24 protein-coding genes and 1 pseudogene are annotated in these 22,800 nt (G+C 42.6%); all 25 read right to left on the minus strand.

Translation table 11 applies throughout. The annotated features are described in order from the left end of the window. Nucleotides 1-106: 106 nt before the first annotated feature. Entirely contained in the window at nucleotides 107-1,129 is a 1,023-nt protein-coding gene (gene ilvC / locus B7700_RS07785) for a ketol-acid reductoisomerase (RefSeq protein WP_000290683.1), read from the minus strand. Between the two features lie 66 nt (nucleotides 1,130-1,195). Further along, a complete protein-coding gene (gene ilvN / locus B7700_RS07790; protein ID WP_001253803.1) occupies nucleotides 1,196-1,672 on the minus strand; it encodes an acetolactate synthase small subunit in 477 nt (158 codons plus the stop codon). Then, entirely contained in the window at nucleotides 1,665-3,365 is a 1,701-nt protein-coding gene (locus B7700_RS07795; RefSeq protein ID WP_084888210.1) for an acetolactate synthase large subunit, read from the minus strand. Before B7700_RS07795 ends, ilvN begins: the two co-directional genes overlap by 8 nt. Before the next feature lie 200 nt (nucleotides 3,366-3,565). Continuing rightward, the gene (locus B7700_RS07800; RefSeq protein WP_084888212.1) at nucleotides 3,566-5,233 is read right to left on the minus strand and encodes a DAK2 domain-containing protein; all 1,668 of its coding nucleotides are present in this window, start codon (nucleotides 5,231-5,233) and stop codon (nucleotides 3,566-3,568) included. A gap of 2 nt (nucleotides 5,234-5,235) precedes the next feature. Further along, the gene (locus B7700_RS07805; RefSeq protein WP_000216437.1) at nucleotides 5,236-5,601 is read right to left on the minus strand and encodes an Asp23/Gls24 family envelope stress response protein; all 366 of its coding nucleotides are present in this window, start codon (nucleotides 5,599-5,601) and stop codon (nucleotides 5,236-5,238) included. 155 nt (nucleotides 5,602-5,756) lie between these two features. Next, nucleotides 5,757-5,945, minus strand: coding sequence for a 50S ribosomal protein L28 (gene rpmB, locus B7700_RS07810; protein WP_001140948.1), 189 nt, complete (start codon nucleotides 5,943-5,945; stop codon nucleotides 5,757-5,759). 105 nt (nucleotides 5,946-6,050) lie between these two features. After that, nucleotides 6,051-6,725, minus strand: coding sequence for a LiaF transmembrane domain-containing protein (locus tag B7700_RS07815; RefSeq protein ID WP_049546725.1), 675 nt, complete (start codon nucleotides 6,723-6,725; stop codon nucleotides 6,051-6,053). A 4-nt stretch (nucleotides 6,726-6,729) separates the two neighbouring features. After that, nucleotides 6,730-7,176, minus strand: coding sequence for a LytTR family DNA-binding domain-containing protein (locus tag B7700_RS07820; protein ID WP_020901878.1), 447 nt, complete (start codon nucleotides 7,174-7,176; stop codon nucleotides 6,730-6,732). A 113-nt stretch (nucleotides 7,177-7,289) separates the two neighbouring features. Then, entirely contained in the window at nucleotides 7,290-7,793 is a 504-nt protein-coding gene (locus B7700_RS07825) for a phosphatase PAP2 family protein (protein WP_185757713.1), read from the minus strand. 95 nt (nucleotides 7,794-7,888) lie between these two features. After that, nucleotides 7,889-9,649 carry an ABC transporter ATP-binding protein gene (locus B7700_RS07830; protein ID WP_084888216.1) on the minus strand — a complete coding sequence of 587 codons (1,761 nt, stop codon included), beginning with the start codon at nucleotides 9,647-9,649 and terminating at the stop codon, nucleotides 7,889-7,891. Beyond that, nucleotides 9,639-11,408 (minus strand): ABC transporter ATP-binding protein, encoded by a 1,770-nt coding sequence (locus tag B7700_RS07835; protein WP_084888218.1) that lies wholly within the window; start codon nucleotides 11,406-11,408, stop codon nucleotides 9,639-9,641. Before B7700_RS07835 ends, B7700_RS07830 begins: the two co-directional genes overlap by 11 nt. Beyond that, complete coding sequence (locus B7700_RS07840; protein ID WP_084888220.1) at nucleotides 11,383-11,853, minus strand: MarR family winged helix-turn-helix transcriptional regulator; 471 nt, start codon at nucleotides 11,851-11,853, stop codon at nucleotides 11,383-11,385. Before B7700_RS07840 ends, B7700_RS07835 begins: the two co-directional genes overlap by 26 nt. A gap of 179 nt (nucleotides 11,854-12,032) precedes the next feature. Continuing rightward, nucleotides 12,033-12,323: a hypothetical protein gene (locus B7700_RS07845; RefSeq protein WP_004256757.1), complete on the minus strand. Its 291-nt coding sequence runs from the start codon at nucleotides 12,321-12,323 to the stop codon at nucleotides 12,033-12,035. A 90-nt stretch (nucleotides 12,324-12,413) separates the two neighbouring features. Beyond that, nucleotides 12,414-13,268 (minus strand): PTS system mannose/fructose/sorbose family transporter subunit IID, encoded by an 855-nt coding sequence (locus B7700_RS07850; RefSeq protein ID WP_002896727.1) that lies wholly within the window; start codon nucleotides 13,266-13,268, stop codon nucleotides 12,414-12,416. After that, entirely contained in the window at nucleotides 13,252-14,097 is an 846-nt protein-coding gene (locus tag B7700_RS07855; RefSeq protein ID WP_049501833.1) for a PTS mannose/fructose/sorbose/N-acetylgalactosamine transporter subunit IIC, read from the minus strand. Before B7700_RS07855 ends, B7700_RS07850 begins: the two co-directional genes overlap by 17 nt. A gap of 27 nt (nucleotides 14,098-14,124) precedes the next feature. Further along, complete coding sequence (locus B7700_RS07860) at nucleotides 14,125-14,619, minus strand: PTS sugar transporter subunit IIB (RefSeq protein WP_004193690.1); 495 nt, start codon at nucleotides 14,617-14,619, stop codon at nucleotides 14,125-14,127. Nucleotides 14,620-14,662: 43 nt separating this feature from the next. Beyond that, entirely contained in the window at nucleotides 14,663-15,100 is a 438-nt protein-coding gene (locus B7700_RS07865; protein WP_004256753.1) for a PTS sugar transporter subunit IIA, read from the minus strand. Between the two features lie 205 nt (nucleotides 15,101-15,305). Next, the gene (locus tag B7700_RS07870; RefSeq protein WP_049501831.1) at nucleotides 15,306-16,589 is read right to left on the minus strand and encodes an ABC transporter substrate-binding protein; all 1,284 of its coding nucleotides are present in this window, start codon (nucleotides 16,587-16,589) and stop codon (nucleotides 15,306-15,308) included. After that, nucleotides 16,586-17,269 (minus strand): response regulator transcription factor, encoded by a 684-nt coding sequence (locus tag B7700_RS07875; protein WP_004256751.1) that lies wholly within the window; start codon nucleotides 17,267-17,269, stop codon nucleotides 16,586-16,588. The genes B7700_RS07870 and B7700_RS07875 overlap by 4 nt, the downstream gene beginning before the upstream one ends. Continuing rightward, nucleotides 17,262-18,578, minus strand: a complete 1,317-nt coding sequence (locus tag B7700_RS07880; protein ID WP_084888222.1) for a sensor histidine kinase — start codon at nucleotides 18,576-18,578, stop codon at nucleotides 17,262-17,264. Before B7700_RS07880 ends, B7700_RS07875 begins: the two co-directional genes overlap by 8 nt. Then, the gene (locus B7700_RS07885) at nucleotides 18,578-19,564 is read right to left on the minus strand and encodes a substrate-binding domain-containing protein (RefSeq protein WP_084888224.1); all 987 of its coding nucleotides are present in this window, start codon (nucleotides 19,562-19,564) and stop codon (nucleotides 18,578-18,580) included. The genes B7700_RS07880 and B7700_RS07885 overlap by 1 nt, the downstream gene beginning before the upstream one ends. A gap of 299 nt (nucleotides 19,565-19,863) precedes the next feature. Further along, nucleotides 19,864-19,938, minus strand: a pseudogene (locus B7700_RS11510) (ABC transporter ATP-binding protein); the annotation flags it as partial. Beyond that, on the minus strand, nucleotides 19,934-20,404 hold the full coding sequence (locus B7700_RS07890; protein WP_004256742.1) for a MarR family winged helix-turn-helix transcriptional regulator: 471 nt from the start codon (nucleotides 20,402-20,404) through the stop codon (nucleotides 19,934-19,936). The pseudogene B7700_RS11510 and the gene B7700_RS07890, both read right to left, overlap by 5 nt. 127 nt (nucleotides 20,405-20,531) lie before the next feature. Further along, the gene (locus tag B7700_RS07895) at nucleotides 20,532-21,248 is read right to left on the minus strand and encodes a YebC/PmpR family DNA-binding transcriptional regulator (protein ID WP_000532893.1); all 717 of its coding nucleotides are present in this window, start codon (nucleotides 21,246-21,248) and stop codon (nucleotides 20,532-20,534) included. Between the two features lie 96 nt (nucleotides 21,249-21,344). Continuing rightward, entirely contained in the window at nucleotides 21,345-22,715 is a 1,371-nt protein-coding gene (locus B7700_RS07900) for an MATE family efflux transporter (RefSeq protein WP_084888226.1), read from the minus strand. Nucleotides 22,716-22,800 lie beyond the last annotated feature (85 nt).

Genomic DNA, 22,800 nt, shown 5'->3' on the forward strand with positions numbered 1-22,800 from the left:
CTCCTAGACTATTTCAAACTTATCGTAATCCATCTTTTAAAAAGAGATGAATTGATTATAAAAGCGAGTTAGTCCCCCAACTCGCCTTCACCTTACTTTCTATCAATTAGTTATAGATTTTGAATGCATCATCGTCGTTTTTACCAACGAATGGCATTGCTTTACGCAATTCTGCACCAACTTTTTCAATTTCAAGGTTAGCTGCTTGTTCACGGTAAGCAGTCAATTTTGGACGTCCAGCTTTATAGTCATTTACAAAGTCATTTGCAAATTTACCATTTTGGATGTCTGCCAAGACAGCCTTCATATTTTCTTTAACTTGTTCAGTGATTACACGTGGACCTGATACATAGTCACCGTATTCAGCAGTGTTTGAAATAGATTGACGCATTTTCTTGAATCCACCTTCGTAGATCAAGTCAACGATCAATTTCATTTCGTGAAGAACTTCAAAGTAAGCCAATTCTGGAGCGTAACCTGCTTCTGTCAAGACTTCGAAACCTGCTTCGATAAGGGCAGTCAAACCACCACAAAGTACAGCTTGTTCACCAAACAAATCTTCTTCAGTTTCTTCTTTATATGTTGTTTCAAGAAGACCTACACGAGCTGCTCCAACACCTTTACACCAGTCCATAGCAATGTTTTTAGCATTTCCTGTTGCATCTTGGTATACTGCGTAAAGAGCTGGAACACCAAATCCTTCTTCATAAGTACGACGCACCAAGTGTCCTGGTCCTTTAGGAGCACACATAAAGACATCTACATCCGCAGGAACTTTGATAAATTCAAAGTGGATGTTGAAGCCATGGGCAAACCCAACTGCATTTCCAGCTTCCAAGTTTGGAGCGATTTCTGCTTCGTACAATTCTTGTTGGATTTCGTCTGGTGCCAAAATCATGATAACGTCAGCCAATTTAGTAGCTTCTGCTACTGTGTAAGTGTCAAATCCATCTTCTTTTGCTTTATCAAAAGATTTACCTGGACGTACACCGATGATGACATCGCGACCTGAATCACGCAAGTTTTGCGCATGCGCATGTCCTTGTGAACCATAACCGATAACGGCAATTTTTTTACCGTCAAGTGCTGCTACTTTAACATCTTTTTCGTATTCCATTTGAACTGCCATAGTTTTTTCTCTCTTTTCTATTATTTATTGCCTTTTAGGCTGGATTAACAAATTTAAGTTGGATTTTTAATCACGGGTAAATCCAGTGGCACCCGTTCGAGCAATATTGCGAATACCGTATGGTCGAATGACTCGCAACAGAGCTTCACTCTTTTCAGCATTTCCTGTCATCTGAATGGTAATCGAGCTTGGCGCTACGTCTACCACCGTTGCACGGAAAGGTTGAATAATCGCTAGAATCTCAGCGCGCTTCTCAGCTGGCGCTGACATCTTAACCAAAATCACCTCGCGCTCCAAATGAGGCTTGTCTGTAATATCACGAATGCGAATCACATCAATCTGACGATTGAGCTGTTTGATAATTTGCTCCACCTCATCATGTGAAGCAACATCAATAATAATGGTGATCCGCGATACATTCGGATCTTCTGTTGCTCCAACAGAGATACTTTCGATATTAACCTGACGACGAGACAGAACGCCAGTAAAGCGATTGAGGACTCCTGAACGATTTTGTAGTTTTGCTGTTAACATTCTACGCATGGAACTTCACCCCCAACATCTCATGATTACTCTTACCAGCTGGTACCATTGGTAACACCTGTTCCTTACGAGAAATATCTACCTCGATTAGCATAGGAACATTCTCAGTGATGACTTCAAGGTCTTGAGCCAAGGTCTCAGGATTGTCAAACTTATAGTTTTTAATGCCATAAGCTTGTGCCATCAATTGGAAATCAGGAAGGGTATCAAAGACTGACTCTGACGTTCTACCTTCATAGAAGGATTCCTGCCATTGGCGAACCATTCCAAGTGAGTGGTTGTTCAGCATAACCACCTTGATTGGCACCTTGTAAATGTTCAAAATAGCCAATTCCTGGTTAGTCATTTGGAAACCGCCATCCCCAACAAACAAGACTACTTCCTTATATGGGTTAGCAATTTTAGCTCCAATTGCTGCTGGAATTCCAAATCCCATGGTTCCCAAACCACCTGAAGTCACTAACTGACGTTCATTTTGGTAGGGATAATACTGAGCTGTCCACATTTGGTGTTGACCAACGTCTGTTACCACAATGGCATCTCCGTTAGTTAATTCACCAATTCGTTCAATAACAGCTTGCGGTTGAACTACACGCTCTTTCTTATCATAAGAACGAACGCGGTTCTTGTCTTTAGTGACTTTTTCAATCCATTTCTCAGTATTGTTATGAACTGTTGGTTCGGCCAGCAACATTTGCAAGGCTTTCTTAGCATCTCCAACTACAGGAATATCTGCACTGATAATCTTGCCAATCTCGGCTGGGTCAATATCAATGTGGGCAACCTTGGCATTCTTAGCGAAGGTCTTAGGATTCCCCGTCAAGCGGTCATCGAAACGGCAACCAATACTAATCATAAAGTCCGCTTCCGTCATGGCAATATTAGCTGCGAATGACCCGTGCATGCCTCCCATTCCAAGGAAGAGTGGATGACTCGTTGCAATCGTTCCTTGTCCCAAAAGACTGGTTACCACTGGAATTTGATAGCGTTCTGCAAATTCATTTAATTCTGCAGCTGCTTCAGCATAACTAATCCCACCGCCAGCTAGCAAGACTGGCTTTTTAGCCTTGGATAATTGCTTCAAGATTTTCTTGATTTGCATATCATTTGGCTCAAGAGTCGGTTGATAACTTGGTAGGTTCACTTCTGGTGAATAGATGAAGTCCGTTTCTAAAGCAGATACGTCTTTAGGTAGGTCAATTACAACTGGCCCTGGTCGACCTGTAGTTGCGATATGGACAGCTTCCGTAATGATACGCGGAATATCAGCTGTCTCACGAACTTGATAATTGTACTTAGTGATTGGCATGGTAATTCCCACGATGTCTGCCTCCTGAAAGGCATCCTTCCCAATCCCCGCTCGCGCCACTTGACCTGTAAAGACCAAAAGGGGAACACTATCGCTCATGGCATCTGCAATTCCTGTAATGGCATTTGTTGCTCCCGGTCCGCTAGTGACGACGGCAACACCCAACTTTCCAGTTGATTTAGCATAACCTTCAGCTTCATGCAGACAGCCTTGCTCATGGCGTCCTAGAATGTGGCGAATGCCTTTAAAATTATATATCGCATCATAAAAAGGCAAGACCGCACCACCAGGATAACCAAAGATGGTATCAATTCCTAAATCACGAAGTGTTTCCAAAACTAGGTCCGACCCCGTCTTAGGAGATTCTAAACTGATTTTCTCCATTGTTCCCCTTTCTCTTCTCTTAAAAATAACTTGTTTCTATCATACCATTTTTTCAAAATTTTTCAAGAGAAAAGAAGAAATTTTCTGAATTTTCTATTTTAACGTTTATTTATGAATGTTATTTTTGTTTTTATTAAAAAGATACCGATTTCATTTACTAAAAAAGAAAAAAGAACTGATTTCTCAGTTCTTCATTAATCTTATTCCACACTGAATAGGTATGGGTAAACAGGTTGTTGACCTTGGTGAATCTCGACTTCAACGTCTTCGAATTCTTCTGCGATTTCTTGAGCAATTTCATTGGCAAGTTCTTCGCTTCCATCTTCACCGACATAGAAGGTTACAATTTCACTATCTTCATCCAACATATGTTTCAAGGTTTCTGTCAAGGTTTGATGCATATCAGGGTTTGACACGAGGATTTTCCCATCAACCATACCAAGATTATCGTTTTCATGGATTTCTAAGCCATCAATGGTTGTATCACGCACAGCTGTTGTGACGCTTCCACTAACAACATCGCTAAGAGTAGCAGTCATACGCTCTTGGTTTTCTTCGATTGACTTGCTTGGATCAAAGGCAAGAAGACTTGTCAAACCTTGGGGAAGAGTGCGAGCTTCCACCACTACTGCTGGTTGCTCCAAAACTTCTGCTGCAGATTGAGCTGCCATGAAGATGTTTTTGTTGTTTGGTAGAAAGATAATGTTACGAGCGTTGACCTGTTCAACAGCCTTGATAAAGTCTTCAGTTGAAGGGTTCATAGTTTGACCGCCCTCGATAACATAATCCACACCTTGAGAACGGAAGATATCTGCGAGACCTTTACCAGCCACCACAGCAATCAAAGCATACTCTTTTTCTTCAGCAGGCTTGCTAACTTGAGCAGCTTCTTTCTCAACCTGCGCTTCGTGTTGGTTACGCATATTGTCAACTTTTACCTTGACCAAGCTACCATATTTAAGACCTTCTTGCATAACAAGTCCTGGATCTTCTGTATGGACATGAACTTTGACAATTTCATCATCATTGACAACAAGGAGAGAATCCCCGAGTTCATTCAAGTAGTTACGGAATTCGTCGTAGTCAAAATCTTTGGCATAGGTTGGACCTTGCTTAAGGGCTACCATGATTTCAGTACAATAACCAAACGTGATGTCCTCAGTCGCTACATGACCAGCCACAGACTTATGATGCTCTGCATTGATCATCTCACTCATGTTGGCAGGTGTCGCTACAAAGTCCTCAGATGCAATATATTCGCCAGTAAGGGCTGAAAGGAAACCTTCATAGATGAAGACCAGACCTTGACCACCTGAGTCCACAACGCCAACTTCTTTCAATACTGGAAGCATGTCTGGCGTTTTAGCTAGTGCTGTTTTAGCACCTTCCAAGGCTGCGCGCATGACTTCAACAGCGTCATCTGTTTGCTCAGCTTTTTTCTTAGCACCGATAGCAGCCCCACGAGAAACTGTCAAAATCGTTCCTTCAACTGGTTTCATCACTGCCTTATAGGCAACTTCTACACCTGATTGGAAGGCAAGGGCCAGGTCTTGACCTGTTAACTCGTCTTTATCCTTGATGGCTTGTGAAAATCCACGGAAAAGCTGAGATGTAATAACTCCTGAGTTCCCACGCGCACCCATCAAAAGACCTTTGGCAAGAATGCTCGCTACCTCTCCAACAGTAGAAGCTGGCTTGTCTGCAACTTCTTTAGCTCCATTTTCAATGGTCATTCCCATGTTTGTTCCAGTATCTCCATCTGGAACTGGGAAGACGTTTAATGAATTGACATATTCAGCTTGCTTATTCAAGCGAGTTGATGCAGCCTGCACCATTTCTTGAAATAAGCTAGTAGTAATTTTTGACACGGTTATTCTCCTACAACTTTGATATTTTGAATGTAGACATTTACAGTCTGAGCAGTAATTCCAAGTTGGTTTTCCAAACTAAAACGAACACGCTCTTGAATGTTTTTTGACACTTCGCTAATCTTTGTTCCGTAGCTCAACACGGTATATACATCAACTGCAATACTGCCATCTTCGGCCGCTTTTACGACGACACCTTTGGAATAATTTTCCTTACCTAGAAGGGCTTGGAAATTATCTTTGAGGGCATTTTTACTAGCCATACCGACCACACCAAAAATCTCAGTTGCTGCTCCACCTACGACGGTTGCAATCACTTCATCTGTTAGTTCGATTTGACCATCTTTTGTATTAATTTTTACAGTCATCCTTTTTACCTCAACTAGTTGATACTCTATTTTATCATATTTCAGCCCAAGTGTAAAAGCAGAATACTGTATCAGCGGATATTTACTCTATTTTTCAAATGATTTTATATCTACAGTAAAAGAAAAAAGACCCTAAGGTCTCCTCACTTTTATTATTAAACGCGTTCAACTTTACCTGATTTCAAAGCACGAGCTGAAGCCCAAACTTTTTTAGGTTTACCATCGATAAGAACAGTAACTTTTTGAAGGTTTGGTTTTACGGCACGTTTTGTTTGGTTCATCGCGTGTGAACGGTTGTTTCCTGATACAGTCTTACGACCTGTAAAGTAACATACTTTAGCCATTGTGTTTTCCTCCTATTAGATCTAATATAGCGGATGTGCTAGCACCACATACCGTACTATGTTATCACACTTTCTTCATTTTTGCAAGGGAATTGGAAGATTTTTTTATTTAACGTAGACAATTCCCAACTTCCCAAAAGCCACATCTCCACGGATAATCAAGGTTTTGCTGGTTGGGACTAGAGGAGTATCTGCCTTAGCTACGCCACAGAAAGTTTCTACCTTTAAATCAACTCCCCAATGTTGGGGAACATAGATAACTGCATTGCCAAAACCAACTTCCACTTTCAGAGTTGCGGTATCTCCTAAAATCTCTGCATTGTCATAATATATCTTGGCATTGCCAAAACCAACTTCTACTTGATCTTCTACCAATTCTTGCTCTTGCTTGTAGAAAGTCCCAGTCCCAAAAGCAACTTCCTTATCTGTAAGAATGGTCTTTTCACCGTCATACCACCATTTTTTCCCATTCCAAGTTCTGTTAGAATGAGTGAGTGCGCTGACACCCATTACGATTAAAATACTTGCCCAGAACAATGACTGATTAGGAATTGGTAAAATGCCATAAAAGTGGTTAGCAATCATTAAGGCTACTAGAGCTGTAAAAGAGGCTGAAGTTAAGTGACGACGCAACAAAGCTCCAACTGATTGATAGGCAAAAAATGCAATACCAAGCAAGGGCCAAATTTGCCCACCGAATGAAGGGATTCCAAAATTTCCTTGTAATAATATTAAAGCTGCCAATACTAGCAACACAATACCAAATGCTTTCTTTTTCATGTTCTTACCTCATGTTTCTTAGATTTTCTTTTAGGAGGGATTGGTAATGCCGTGAGACATGAACCTCCTTGTGGGTTTGATAAAAGGAAATGGTGCCCGTTCCTGAAAAGGACTTGTCAACCGAGTAAACTTGCCGAATATTAGCAATGGTCGACTTGGATACTCGACTGAAATAACGGGGCAGGATAGACTCTAACTCATAGAGTTTAAGTCGAACCTCGTAGGCATCTTTCTGGGTATGGGCGTAAATCTTGTTCCCCTCTGTTTCAAAGAAAAGAATTTCCGACAAGTCCAGATAATATTCACCCGTCCCCTTGTAAAAAATCAACCGAGGAGACTTGGATTCTTGCAAGAGGCGCTGTAAATCCGCAATCTCATCTGTCAAAGCCGCTGCCTTGATGACAATTTCAGTTTCCTCTAAATTGCTGTCAATTTCGATTCGTAACTTCATTCCATCTCCTTTCTGACTCTACTATATCAAAGCCAAAATAAGAAAACAAGAGCAAAAAAGCAAGTGGTTACTTTAGACCCGTAAGTGGTTGTAGGACCAGCTTAACTTACAATTCAAAATAGAAAGAAAAGCACACCCCACGCAAGACCACAAATATAACCAACCACTACATCCTTGGGAAAATGCACTCCACCTAAGACTCTCACGAGACCGAGGAGGGCTGACAAGACCAACGAGATAACCCCTACAGATAAACTAGCATGTAAGCAAGCCATGGAGATAATGGTTGCTGAAAAGACATGACGACTGGGCATTGACTGACCAGGACTATCTCTGTCAAGCAAGGGTTTAACAGTCCATTCCTCATAAGGCCTAGGGGTATTGATTTTCTTACGAAGAAAGGACAAAATCACAAAGCCTGATGCAGGGATACACACATAGATCAAGACCTGTTTACCAAGTCCTTCTTGGAAGTAGGTAGTGGCTAACAAGGTTAGATAAATCATAGGCATAACTGCCGTCATGAACCGATTGAAAGTTCTTAACAAGCTCAGAAGAAAGGGCTTATTTTTAATGTTAGCAGCAACGTGGCCATACCATTCTTGATAATTTTTCATATATTTTCTCATCACTTACTCAAATTTTGCTTATAGGGAAGCACTTGTCTTCTAGTATAGTGCAGAAAAAGAAGGCCGTCAAGCCTTCTTTAGGTTTATTCTTCTGCTTCGTCTTCTGTAAATTGACTGTTGTAGAGGTCAGCGTAGAAACCAGCTTGCGCCATTAGCTCATCATGATTGCCTTGCTCGATGATATTGCCATCTTTCATGACGAGGATAAGATCAGCATTTCGGATAGTAGACAAGCGGTGGGCGATGACAAAGGAAGTTCTGCCCTCCATCAAACGATCCATAGCTTTCTGAATCAATTCCTCTGTACGGGTATCAACAGAAGAGGTCGCCTCATCTAGGATTAGGAGCGGCGCATCTTTCAGCAAAGCACGAGCAATGGTCAAGAGTTGTTTTTGACCGACAGACAAGGTCACTGTATCATCTAAGACGGTATCGTAACCATCTGGTAGAGTCATGATAAAGTGGTGAATCCCAACAGCCTTGCTGGCTTCAATCACGCGCTCATCACTAATACCTGTTTGGTTATAGATAAGATTGTCTCGAATAGTCCCTTCAAAGAGCCAAGTGTCCTGCAAAACCATTGAAAAGGCATCGTGTACTTCCGAACGCTTCATCTCCTTGGTATCCACACCATCAATACGGATACTTCCCTTATCAATCTCATAAAACTTCATCAAAAGATTGACAATAGTTGTCTTACCAGCTCCAGTAGGCCCGACAATGGCAACCTTTTGACCTGCATGAGCGGTCGCAGAAAAGTCATGAATAATGGTTCTCTCTGGTGTGTAACCAAAGGAAACTCGATCAAAGACCACTTGACCTTTCATGTCGCTCAATTGTCTTTCTTTATGAGATTCATCTTCCATTTCCTCTTCACCTAAGAATTCGAAGACACGACCCATGGCTGCGCTAGCCTGCTGCAAACTAGTAATCCCTTGAGCAATTTGCGAAAGGGGCTGAGAAAAGATACGAACGTAGGCCATAAAGGCAACGATAATCCCAATACTAATCTGCCCATTCAAGGCCAAGGCTGCACCAACGATAATCACTAAGGCATAGCTAAAGTTCCCAATGAACATCATGATCGGCATCATAATCCCTGAAATAAACTGAGATTTCCAGATACTGTTATACAGACGATGGTTTAAGGTCGCAAATTCTTCTTTTGTGCTCTCGATAGCATTGTAACTGGTCACCACATTATGGCCAGAGTACATTTCCTCCACATAGCCATTGACAGCTGCCAAATCCTGTTGTTGACTCTTAAAGAAGCCCTGCGATTTGCCCATAAAGACGGACACGAAAGCAAAACCAATAAGAGTTGAAACAACCGTCACTAAGGCTAAAATCCAGTTCATCCCAAACATGGTCACCAAGACTGCAATGACCAGTAAAGTAGATGAAAGAACCGTCCCCAGACTTTGATTGAGGGACTGGGCTGCAGTGTCAACGTCATTAGTCACACGAGACAAGGTATCTCCTTGAGAATGTCCATCAAAATATCCTAATGGAAGACGATTAATTTTCTCTGCAATCGCTCTTCTCAGACGCTCTGAAAAACGTTGAATGGCTGTTGTAAACAGAAAGGCCTGCAAATAATTTGATAGAAGTCCAATCACATAGATGACGGCCAAAAAACTACCAATGGCTGCAACCGCAGCGACATCCACACTTGTTTCTAGCCCACTTGCAATAATATTGGTCATTTCCTTGATACGGGTTGGACCATATACAGTAATGATATTGGATAAGATTGTTGCTAGAAAGGCGATTAGAAGGGCAAACTGGAGGCCTGCAAGATAGGGTTTACTCTGTTTCCAAAGAGACATTCTCTTATTTTCCATGTTCCAATTCCTCCTTCGATAGTTGTGAATAGGCAATTTCTTGGTAAACTTCGTTATTAGCTAGAAGTTCCTTGTGGGTGCCTTGTCCCACGACTTTACCTTGATCCAATACCAAAATCAAATCTGCATCCATAATCGTTGAAATACGCTGTGCGACGATAAGCTTGGTCATAGATTTTGTTTTCTCTGCTAGCTCTTGGCGTAGGACACGGTCTGTCTTGTAATCCAAGGCTGAGAAGGAGTCATCAAAGATGAGGATTTCTGGCTTCCGAGCCAAGGCACGAGCAATAGCCAGACGCTGTCTTTGTCCACCTGAGAAGTTGGTTCCTCCTTGGGCTACTTCTGACTCTAAGCCCGCTTCCTTGTCTTCGATAAAGTTCTTAGACTGGGCCAATTCTAAGGCTTGCCACATAGCTTGTTCATTAAGCGGTGTTTCTTGACTGTGTCCAAAGTCTAGATTGCCCTTGACATCACCTGAAAAGAGTACAGCTTTTTGTGGAATATACCCAACCTTGTTGCGCAAATCTTTCAAGTCATAGTCTTGAACATTGACACCATCTACCAGAATTTCTCCTGCTGACACGTCGTAGAAACGTGGAATCAGATTGACCAGAGTTGATTTACCAGAACCAGTTGACCCAATAAAGGCCACTGTTTGACCCGCTTCTGCTTTAAAGCTAATATTCTCAATAACCGCCTCCGAATTTGCCGCATAGCGGAAGGTCACATCCTTAAATTCGACCTGACCTTTGAGGTTTTCATCAGCCAACTGCACTTGAGCAGGATTTTGGATAGAAGAATGCAAATCTAAAACCTGATTAATCCGCTTAGCAGAGACCATGGTTCGGGGAAGAACGATGAAGAGCGCCCCCATGAGAAGGAAGCCCATGACAACCTGCATGGCATAAGACATGAAAACAATCATGTCACTAAAGAGAGGCAGACGCGCTATCGGAGCAGCGTCGTTAATCACATAGGCCCCAATCCAGTAAATCGCCACACTCAAACCACTTGAAATCCCCATCATGATAGGGTTCAAAATAGCCATAAGACGGTTGACAAACAAATTCAAGCGTGTCAATTCATCATTTGCTGATGCAAATTTTTCATTTTGGTATTCTTCAGCATTGTAGGCACGAACAACACGAATACCTGTTAAACTTTCACGAGTGATACTGTTCAATTTATCAGTCAGACTTTGAATCAAGGACTGTTTTGGAAAGGCTAGCGTCATCAAAACAGTTGTCATCAGGACGTTGACAATCACTGCCACAAGTACGGCCCAGAGCCAGTATTCTGAATGGCCTAAAATCTTCCCAATAGCCCAGATAGCCATAATCGGACCACGCGTAACCACTTGCAAACCCATGGTAATCAACATCTGAACCTGAGTAATATCATTGGTCGTACGCGTCAAGAGACTAGGAATAGAGAATTTCTTAATCTCTGTCTGCGAGTAGTCTAAAACTCGGTTAAAAATATCACTTCTCAGCCTACTAGTATAAGAAGCAGCCACTCGGGAAGCAAAAAATCCAACTGCAACTGCGGATAAGAAAGCTAGAAAGGACATTCCCACCATCATGCTTGCCGGCTGCCATAACTCATCCAAGTTGGTTCCCTGAGTTCCTAGTAAATCAGTGATTTTAGAGATATAGGTCGGCACTTCCAACTCTAGATAAACCGAAAAGCAGGTAAAGAGAATGGCTAGTAAAATCATCCCCCATTCTTTTCCACTAATTCGTTTGGCTAATTTCTTCATTCTCTCCTCCTATTCCCTTGATATTTTCCTGTAGTTGACCGAGAACTTTCTCAAAAATCAGTAATTCATCTTCATCAATGCCTTCCATCAACTGCTTGTCTATGCGTTTAAAAAAGGCCTTGATCTCTTGCATTTGAGAACGCGATTTTTCCGTCAGACGAACAAACTTAGCCCGCTTATCGCTAGGACTCGCCTCCAATTCTACCAAACCATTTTGCACCATACGCTTGACCAAGTTACTAGCAACAGACTTGCTAATATTGAGTTCCTTCTCAATATCTTTAATCAAGACCAAGTCTTGGTTTTCCTCACGGCTATCCAAAAAACGTACAACCTGACCTTGGGGTCCACCCATAAATTCAATGCCACAACGTTTGGCTTCCTTCTGCACCATGAGGTGAATCTGATGACCAAACCGCTTAAAGACTAACATCGGTTTATCCATACTAACTCCTTTCTAACCATCACATTTAGTTCTCCTAGGAACTAAATAAGTTTCCATGAGAACTATTTTATCACTTTGAAAAGAGATGTCAAGAAAAAGTTTCCAAGAGAACTATTTTCTTGATTCAAAAAATCCCAAGTGATTTTTTCACTTAGGATTGTGTTCTCTAGGTTAAATGTCTATCTTGCAAGTTTTAGTTTTGCTTCAAAATCATTGATCACCTTTTGCAGATTGAGCCGTCCTCTGTAGATGCCATAACCAAACAAGAGCATGGCTAAGACACCCAGAAGGGCTAGGACAATTCCTGCAATCAGTGCTAATAGATTAGTCTCATGAAAGAAGTAAATCAGAACAAGACCGATACTGGCAATGACAAAGAAGAGAGTAAACCAGCGTCCTAGATTTTCAATCATATGCTTCTGGTAGTGAATTTCTGTTTCATAACCTTGAATCAATTCTTGTTCTGTCATGATTTTCTCCATTCTTTATTTAAGTCAAACAAATTGATACTAGACTAGCAGCATATCGGACTTACTGCCAGTCTGAAACTTGAGTAGGAATTAGTATTTCAGTTGAGGATCAAAGATGCCCAGTGCTACACCAATCAAAGCAATGACAACCAAGAGGAGCATAACAAGGTTTGGTGATACTTTTTTCTTGGCCATCAGCCACCAGCAAAGGGTGATAAAGCCAGCTGTTAAGAGACCTGGATAAACACCGTCAATCTTTTCTTGTAGCTTCAAGAAGGCTTCGCCATCAGCATTTTTCAGCTCTAATGAAGTCGTTACAGATACCCAAGTTGCAGCAACTGCCCCGATAACCATACCACCAATGACACTGATTGCCTTACGAAGCGCCTGTCCTTTAGGTCCTACAAGGAATTCAACCGCCTTGTCCCCTAATTCATAGCCTTTGAAGTAGGCAAAGCGCATACCGCCATAGATGAGAACATTCCATACAAGGATGTAGAAGAGAGCCCCGATAGGATTTCCGCCTTTTGAGAGGCCAAGGGCAATCCCCAGCAGAACTGGGATTAGGGTTCCGACAACCAATGAATCACCGATACCTGCGATAGGTCCCATGAGACCGGCACGCATACCATTGATAGTTTCGCCGTCAACAGCGTCTCCATTGGCACGCGCTTCTTCCAAACCAGCTGTAATCCCCACTACCAAAGCTCCGAGCTGAGGTTCTGTGTTGAAGAAAGCCGTATAGGTCTGCATAGCTTCTTTCTGCTCTGCTTTGTCTTTGTAGAGTTCTTCCACGATTGGTAGCATAGAGGTCAAGTAACCAAAAGTCTGCATATGCTCTTGAGAGAAGCAAGTCAAATGACCATAGTACCAATGGTGGAATGATTTCGCTAAAGTCTTTTTAGTTATTTTCTTTCTTTCAGCCATCTTAGATATCCTCCTCATCGTCATCAAAGTCAGCCCCACCAGCCGGCGCGGTCACACGAGCTGATTTGATTACTTCCAATTCATAGTAAATTACTGCAAAAATCAGTGAAACAACTGCACTGGCAACCAAATTAAGACCAAGTGACTTAGCCAAGGTGAAGCCCACAAAGAATGGGATAAAGTCAGCAGCCTTGGTAACGATTTGTTTCAAGAGAATGGCAATACCTACACATGGGAGAAGAGCTCCGACTGTAAAGAGGGATTTCATGATGAAGCCATCCATTGGCAGGTGGGTCTTCATCAGCTCAACCATATCGGGGCCAAACTTAGTGATAAGCATTGTTGGAAGGAAAGAGAAGACAAAGTGGGAAATCCAAGGATAAACCCAGTCAACAGCGTAAAGCTTTTTAAATTCGCCTTTTTCAACGGCTTTCCAGCCAATGTGCTGCCATAGCAGGTTTGTAGTGGCTGTTCCATAGAAGAGAACTGTACCGATAGTACCAACTGCTGCTCCGATTGGTGCAGCTGCTGCAGCAATAGCAGATTCAGACGTGATTCCTTTAGAATGAACAAATAAGATTGCGAGAGGAATCCCAATGTAAGAAATCGCCCGCACGTCAGCAGAAACTGTACCACCTGGTGTTACCAGAGCGATGTAGAGAACCTGAAGGGCTACCCCAACCATAATCCCTGTTGTTAAGTCTCCGAGAATCAGCCCGCTAATCAAGCCTCCGACCAGAGGACGTCCCAAAGTGTAGTTACCAATACTAGTACCACCCATACCAGGCATAGAAGCTAAACTAGCGAAAAGACCCAGTAAAGCGGCTTGCAGCCAAGAAATTGTCATAATAGACTCTCCTTTTCATTATTATAATTAAAAACCAAATTTAGACTTGAAATCGCTCCAATAACCGATGGAAACATCTGGTAGGAGCTGGAATTTGACTTTGTAGCCTGCTTTTTCTATCGCCTCAATCGCTTCTGCCTCTTCCTGGGTAATGGACTGGTTATTCCCCAGCTTAATAGCTCCAGGACGGTCATTAGCAGGGCCAATGATGATTTCCTTAACATCACCAGGTACAAAGCCTTGGTCCACTAGGATTTCTTTCATGTCCACAGGATTTTTCGTAATGAGGAAATAGCGGCTGTCTGACTCTGTGACCTTGCCTGATTTTTCCTTGAAGGCTTCCTTGGTCCAAACAAAAGTCTTCTTGTCAGAAGCTCCCTTGTAGGCCTGAATCAAAACCTTGTTTCCTGCTGCAGCATTATTTACTGCAATCAGGCCATCACAAGGGTATTCCTTGGCCCAGCGAGTGACTGTTTGACCGTGGATCATGCGGTCGTCAATCCGTACAAATGATACTGTCATCTTTAAAATCTCCTTTTATCTTTTAGAATGTATGACGGAAGTACTAAATGTCGTCTTCATCTTCTTCAGCTGCATCACTTACGACTTCAAATTCCTGCAAAGCAGCTGTAGCCTCGGAAAGGATAGCCTGAGCCAGATCTTTCCCGTCTAAGATGTCTTTCATAACCAAGCCAGTCAGTCCCATGGTCAGGTTCAAACCGCCCAAGATAACTGCTGAGTCGAGCTTACCTATGTCAGCTAAGACGCTCGCTGCTGTCGTCAGAGGACTGCCTCCTACAATATCAGCCAGAACTAAGACACTGTCATCAGTGCTTAAGCCATCTAAGGCCTGAGTAAAATCAACTGCAAAATCATCAACTGACTTGCCTTCCTGAAGACCAACCGCAATGACCTGATCCGTCTTGTCTCCGGCAAACATCTTCAAGGAACTCTGCACGCCTGCAGCCAGTCCCCCATGACTGACCAGTACAAGGTATTTCATCTTTCCTGCCTCCTTTTTCCTTCTAGCTCTTAGCCAAGTAAGGATTTATTGATGATTTTATTGTACAAGTTTTGGAATCGGTTTCATATTGTCAAATGTCACTTTGCCCAGATGACATTTGTCAGGAAACATATGACATTTGTCATATTTGTCTAGTCAGCTGTACCTTTCCTGCTCCTTTCAGAGCAAACAAAAAGAAAGCAGATTATTTTCCGCTTTCTATTTCTCTTTGAATGCTCGGCAAGGCACTGTCAATCTCTTGATTCTGCATAGCATTTTGAATCAGATAGTCCATCCGGTCCATGGTATGACGGTCTACTTCTAGACTGATGTCAATGATGGAGCGATTCATCATGTGGTCTAGCCTCTCAGAAGTCAAGGAATCCAAGCCAAAATCATCTGCCTGTAAGATTTCTCTAGCCTGTTGACTTTTCACCACAGATGGTAAGACTGAGGTCCCCTGCGATTTTTCAAACAAGGCCTGCTGGCTTTCTTTATCCTGTGACAGCAAGAGCATAAATTCCCAAGCCAGCTTCTCTTGCTTGGTATTGGAAGACATGGCAAAGAGCGAGGTCTTGACCTGTGTCCCCATCACCTGGCTATTAGCTGTTGGCATGGGGATACAGGTCCAAGAAAAGCTAGAATACTTGGCAACATGGTAAGGGTAAGGCTTGTAGGTCCGATACTGGGCCAGACTCATAGGATAGAAAGCCACCCGTCCCTCATCAAAGTCATTAGAAGTCACCTTATAGTGCTGGCTGAGCATATCTAGCTTGCTCATAAAGGCCAAGGCTTGGTGCATCTCTGCGCTGTCCACAGTGATACCGGATTTATCGGTAAGATGGCCGCCGTAAGCTACCAGAGCCTGCTGCCAAGTGTAATCCGTTATACCGTACTGATCCACCACACCATCGCCATTGGTATCCTTGGTTACTTTCTTGCAAATCTCATAGAAATCCGCCAGGGTCCATCCTGACTCAGGAATGCTAATTCCTTCTTTTTCAAGCAGGTCTTTATTGACACACATCATGATAGGATTGCTCTCAACTGGAAGGGCATAGCTGACTCCCTGATATTGCCCAGCTTCATAAGCCACTGGATAAAAAGCCTTTCGCTTATCATCCGTTAGGAGGGGATCCAAGGATTTAAGCGCGCCAGTCGAAGCCAACATGCTAAAGTCGTTTTCTGGCACCATAAAGAGATCTGGTTGCTCGCCTTTCAAGACTTGCTCTGCCAGCCAGTCAGCATAATCATCCTTGGGAATACCGCTTTCGTAAACGACCTTGACAGGAGGATGCGTCTTTTCAAATCTTTTAATCAGGCTGTCCAAGACCTTGTTTTCGCGACTGTTAGGCACATCCCAGCTAGAACCAGCATAGACCCCGATACGCAGGACTTTGTCCTGAGCTGAAGCCCAAAATACAAAAGCCAGAGCAACAGATATAATCAGGACAACCAGCAGGGACAAATTTCTCAATCTCCACTTCATTTGTCGCCTTCCTTACTAAAATCTCTCTGGGTGACTCCAGTCTGTACGGCCCAGATAGCCAGTTGGGTCCGGTCACGCAGGTTGAGCTTGGCTAGGATACCCGATAGATAATTACGGACTGTCCCTTCTGATAGAAAGAGTTTGGCTGCAATTTCCTTATTAGAAATCCCAAAGCTAATCTGCTGGATAATCTTCCACTCCGTCCGGTTCATGTCCTCCACATTTTCCTCTGTCACTGTGATGGCAAAGTTGGACTGGGCCATCTGTGAAAAGATTTTGAAGACCTTGGTGGCAATATTGGGATTGATCATAGCTCCGCCTCGATAGACTGTCTGAATAGCTTCATGAAGTTCTTCTGTCGAAACCCCTTTAAGAATATAACCAGATGCACCGTATTTGAGAGCTGAGAAGATAAATTCATCATCGTCAAAGGTCGTCAGGATGATAATCTTGACATCTGGATACTGCTCCTTGACAGCCTTGGTACAGAGAACACCATCCATGACTGGCATGCGAATATCCATCAAAATCACATCTGGGCGCACCCGATGAAGCTTTTCCAGCACTTCCTTGCCGTCTCCGACCGTCCCGACTACCTCAATATCTGCGTGGGCAGACAGAATGATTTGCAGAGACTCGCGAATCAAGGCCTGATCGTCTGCTATTAAAACCTTAATCATGTCTTCCTCCTATTTTTGGAATTTTGATATGCGTGTAGAAACCGTCCCGATTTTCAAAGCGGACGCTTCCGCCAATAATCATTAGGCGCTCCTGCATCTGCTTGAGGCCATAGCCATAGTGGAGTTCATCAAAGCCAACACCATCATCCTGAATGGTCATTACATAAGCTTCTTCTTCCTCTAGTAGCTCAATCCAGATAGTCTTGGCATGACCATGGCGGACAGAGTTGGTAATCGACTCCTGGATCACCCGGAAGACAATGTCTTCCTTGGCAATATCCAAGTCAATATTATCCCATTTGTAGAGGAGATGAATCTCCAAGTTGGAGATGGCTTCATACTCACGGATAATCTTAATCAGAGCTTCCTTCAAAGTGTTATTTTCCAGAGCTCCCGGGCGCAGCTTATTGAGCGAGCCGCGGACATCACGGATACCATCTCGAACAACGACAGAGACATTATTAAGCTGCTCCTTAGCTCGGTTGGTGTCAATATCAACCAAGACCTTGACCGCATCAATACCAGCTGAAATACCCGTCAGGGCATGACCTAATGTATCGTGAATCTCTCTGGCAATCCGCTTCCGCTCTCGATCTTCTGCTATTTTCTCAGACAAAGCCAGGTAAGAGTTCAGCTCGCGATTGGCTTGAAAAGCCATGCGAAGCTCTTCCTCAATACGATGGCGCTCCGTAATAGCCGACAAGATATAGAATAGCAAGGAAATCATAAAGACGACAATATTAAGCGAGTAGAGAAAGTTCTTGCCAAATAAGAGCAAAAAGCGTACAGACTCAGGATAAAAACGAATATAGGTATCCAAAGACGGCAGCTTGATAAAGAGCGACATGAGGTTATAGTTGGACAAGAGCAGCATGCCAAAGCTCAAAATAATGAAAGAAAACCAGTACTTCTTGTCCTTGGAAGCATTGAACTCCTTAGAGCCATAGAAAATATCCGCAAACACTAAGAGAATCAAGCCATTGTAGGACGAGTGCAAGACGGAAAAGATGACCAGCATGAGCAGGATTTCAATAATGGTCGCCTTGTCATAGACGGACAGCTGATTGGGGTGGCGCTCCCGATAGTACATGACTAAAAGCAGACAGGCATACAGGCTAATGGATACCCAGAAGATTAGGCTAGGAGAGCCCGGAATGGCATCCAAACGCTCCAAAAGCGAGTGACTGAAGCTCTTAGCCGCTACATAGTTGGTCGCAAAGAGATAGATGGATGCATTATAGACAATGGCAAACAGATTGATGACCATTAAGGCGATTTTGCTATAAAAGATACTTTTTTGAGGTCTCATTATTGCCACCCTGTAACTGTGTATTGACTGATATTATCTCTATTAACCAGATGAACAGGAATCAGGTATTGGCTGTCGTAGGATTTCCCCTCCTGCATCAGCTCAATTACCTGTGCCACCTTGCGTCCCATCTGAATGGGCGATTGGGCCACGGTTCCCTCTATATCGCTAGTCGTAGCCAAAAAGTTTTTGATATCAGGCGATCCATCCACGCCGTAGATGGAGATTTTCTTATCAAGACCTTGATTTTTAATAGCAGCCAAGGCCCCGATAGCTGCCCGATCATTGAGCGCCATGACTACATTAAAGTCCAATCCTTCGTCTAAGGCACTTTTTACTTGCGGCATGCTTTCCTCTGTCTGGCCTAGTGTTTCTTTCTGGGAAATAATCTTGTAGCTAGGCTGTTTTTCAATCGTATCAATAAATCCCTGAATCCGGTCCATAGCAGAGACGGCATTGCGGTGCTCTAGAAGGAGAATATTAGCAGAAGGCAAGCGCTTCATCATGTCCTGGGCAATCAGGACGCCTGCTTGGTAGTTATCCGACACAATAGTCGTATCCACTTTTACATCCTGACTGATAGGCGCATCCACTACGATGATTTTAATCCCAGCTTTCTTGGCCTTTTGAAGAGAGGAAATGATACTTGGACTATTACTTTTTACCGGATTGATAACAATGACATCAACCTTTTCTCGGACAAAAAAGTCAATCTGCTGGCTCTGCTTGCCCTCACCCAGCTCAGGATCCCGCACGTAAAGCCGGCTGCCCTGCTGGTTGGTTTTCTTCTCCAGCTCCGCATTTAAGATCTTATAAAAATCATTATTCATGGTCATGTAGGTTGCCCCAATCTTGACCTGCTTCTCAACTGGCAGAACGCCCTTGAAATAAACAAAAAACAAAGCAAAAATAAGCAGAATGGAAAGTGGCCAGAGAGCCTTCTTCTGATAATGCTGACCCCGTTTTTTGACGTTAGCTGCTACCATTTTTCACCCCCTATGCCGTAAGCGCCTTTATGAAACATATAGGATTATTATATTACAAAACCGCCAAAAAGCAAAATCTTTCCAAAATGATTATCATAAAAAAGGCGCGACAGAATCTAAAAATTCATTGATTTTTGATTCTTGGTCCCACCTCGGCAATCATAATTAAACTTTTAAAAGCTTGAGAGAAATAGAATTCAGTCAAACAGATCTTGCATCTTACAAAACTGAATGCTGATTTTTTAGAGCTAGGTCATTTCCCAGCCCTTACTTCTTTTTTAAAATGGAAGTTCCTCTTCTTCCAACTCTAGATAAACCGAAAAGCAGGTAAAGAGAATGGCTAGTAAAATCATACCCCATTCTTTTCCACTAATTCATTTGGCTAATTTCTTCATTCTCTCCTCCTATCTTCTGAACATTTTCTTGCAACTGACCGAGAACCTTTTCAAAGATTGCCAAGTCTGACTTTGAAACACCATTTAGCAGACTCTGATCAATTCGTTCAAAGAAGGCCTTAACCTGCTGCATTTGAGAACGCGATTTGTCCGTCAAACGAACAAACTTAGCCCGCTTATCGACAGGACTCGCCTCCAGCTCCACCAAACTATTTTGCACCATACGCTTGACCAAGTTACTAGCAACAGACTTGCTAATATTGAGTTCTTGTTCAATATCCTTGATGAGCGTTAATTCTTGTTCATGCTCACGCCAACCTAAAAAACGCAGAACTTGTCCTTGAGGTACACCCATAAATTCAATACCACAACGTTTGGCTTCCTTTTGTACCATCAGATGTACCTGGTGTCCAAAACGTTTTAAAACCAACATCGGTTTATCCATACTTACTCCTTTCTAATCATTGCATTTAGTTCTCCTAGGAACTAAATAAATTTCCGTGAGAACTATTTTCTTGATTAAAAAAATCCCAAGTGATTTTCTCACTTAGGATCATATTTTCTATGTTAAATTAGAAGCCGTCTACGTTTGTGTAGATTTTTTGTACATCTTCGTCGTCTTCAAGGACGCTATAAAGTTTTTCAAAAGTTTCAAGGTCATCGCCTGACAATTCCACTTCTGACTGAGGAATCATTTCCAATTCTGTCACTTGGAATTCTTCGATACCTGACTCACGAAGGGCAACGATAGCCTTGTGAAGGTCAGTTGGAGCTGTGTAAACAGTAATTGTTCCTTCTTCTGCTTCTACATCGTCCACATCCACATCTGCTTCTAACAATTGCTCAAAGACTGCATCTGCATCTTCACCAGCAAATACGATAACACCCTTGTTGTCAAAGAGGTAAGAAACTGAACCTGAAGCACCCATGTTTCCACCATTTTTACCAAAAGCTGCACGGACATTGGCCGCTGTACGGTTAACGTTAGAAGTCAAGGTATCAACGATCAGCATAGAACCGTTTGGTCCAAATCCTTCGTAACGTCCTTCTGTAAAGGTTTCGTCTGTGTTTCCTTTTGCTTTATCAATCGCTTTATCGATAACGTGTTTTGGTACTTGTGCTTGTTTAGCACGGTCGATAACGAATTTCAAAGCAGTGTTTGATTCTGGGTCTGGATCACCTTTTTTAGCTGCTACATAGATTTCTACACCAAATTTTGCATATACTTTAGAGTTAGCTCCATCTTTAGCCGTTTTCTTGGCTACGATATTGGCCCATTTACGTCCCATTAGGAATCTCCTTTTTTCACATTTTAATCTTTCTTATTATAACACAAGTTTTTTCGATTTTCACTAGAGGAAATAGATTTTATTCAGTAAATCGAGCTATGATGACACTTTTGTTGTCAAGATGGCCTTGCCTTCTTTTACCAAAGGATGACGGAAGAGTGAAAAGTACAGTTGGATGGTCATGGCAACCCAGATAAGGGGTTCACAAAGGGTAACTCCCTTATAGCCCGCCCAAGGGATAATCAAGACCACAAAAGCGATTTTCCCGATTAGTTCTATAAAGCTAGAAACCAGAGGAAGGACCTTTTGCCCCAAGCCCTGCAAACAATTGCGATAAATCAATAAGAGACTCAAAATAGGATAAAAAGCTGAGCTGATTTGCAGATAGAGACTTCCATTTTCTACCAAGTAGCTATCCGTCGAACTAGCCAAGAAGGAAACCAAGGCTGGACTGGCAAAAAAGAGGAAGACACAAACAAAAACTGCCCAGGATATACTTAAACGACTGCCGATTCGAAGGCCTTGAACAATGCGGTCTGGGCGCTTAGCACCTAAATTCTGAGAAGCAAAGGTCGTCATTGATGCAGAAATAGCGGTCATGGGAAGAAGGGCGAAGGCCATAATGCGTCGAGCTGCTGTTTGAGCACTAATAATCACGGCTCCAAAGGTATTAACAGAAGACTGTAAAATCACACTACCAATGGACACAATTGAACTCATCAAGCCCATAGCCAAACCTTGCTCCAAGAGATCGGCGTATAAGGCCTTGTCCCATTTGAAATGCTTGAGTTGAGGGAGTAGCTCAGGCACACTCTTACGGATATAATAAAAGCAAAGAACCGCTGATAAACCCTGCGAAATGATGGTAGCAAGTCCCGCCGATTGAACTCCAAGATGCAATTGCGTAATAAAATAGAGATCCAGAACCACATTGACCAGAGCAGAGAAAATCAAAAAACCAAGCGCAGCCAGACTGTCCCCAATAGACCGCAACAAGCCTGCAAAAAGATTATAAGCAAAGCTGACACCAACACAGGTTACAATCATAGAAATATATTGATAAGACTGAGGAAGGATTTCTGCAGGAGTATCTAGGTATTGCAAGAGAGGATACAAACCAAGAAAGCCCAGCAGCATAACTACAACACTCAAAAGAGCACCTAAAATCCAGGTGGCTGCTACTGCTTCCTTAATTTTTATAAAATTCCGAGCCCCGTAATAACGGGCAATGACAATTCCCATGCCATTACCAACACCAAGAGTAAATCCTACAATCAAGTCAAAAATTGCTGTCGTCGCTCCTACTGCAGCCAAGGATTCTTGACCAAGAAAACGCCCAACAATCAAGACATCAGCAGTATTATAGAGCTGTTGAAAAATATTTGATAGCAAGATTGGGAAGGCGAAGCTTAAGAGCGAGGGAAGAATCGGACCATGTATCAGGTCCACTGTTCGTTTTTTATTCATAAGGCTATTATATCAGCTTTCGAAAGGAGCGACAAGAAACAGCAAACTATAGATGATCTAAAAACTTGAATCAAAAACCAAAAAA

This window comes from Streptococcus mitis (assembly GCF_002096755.1).
GTDB classification, from domain to species: Bacteria; Bacillota; Bacilli; order Lactobacillales; family Streptococcaceae; genus Streptococcus; species Streptococcus mitis_AC.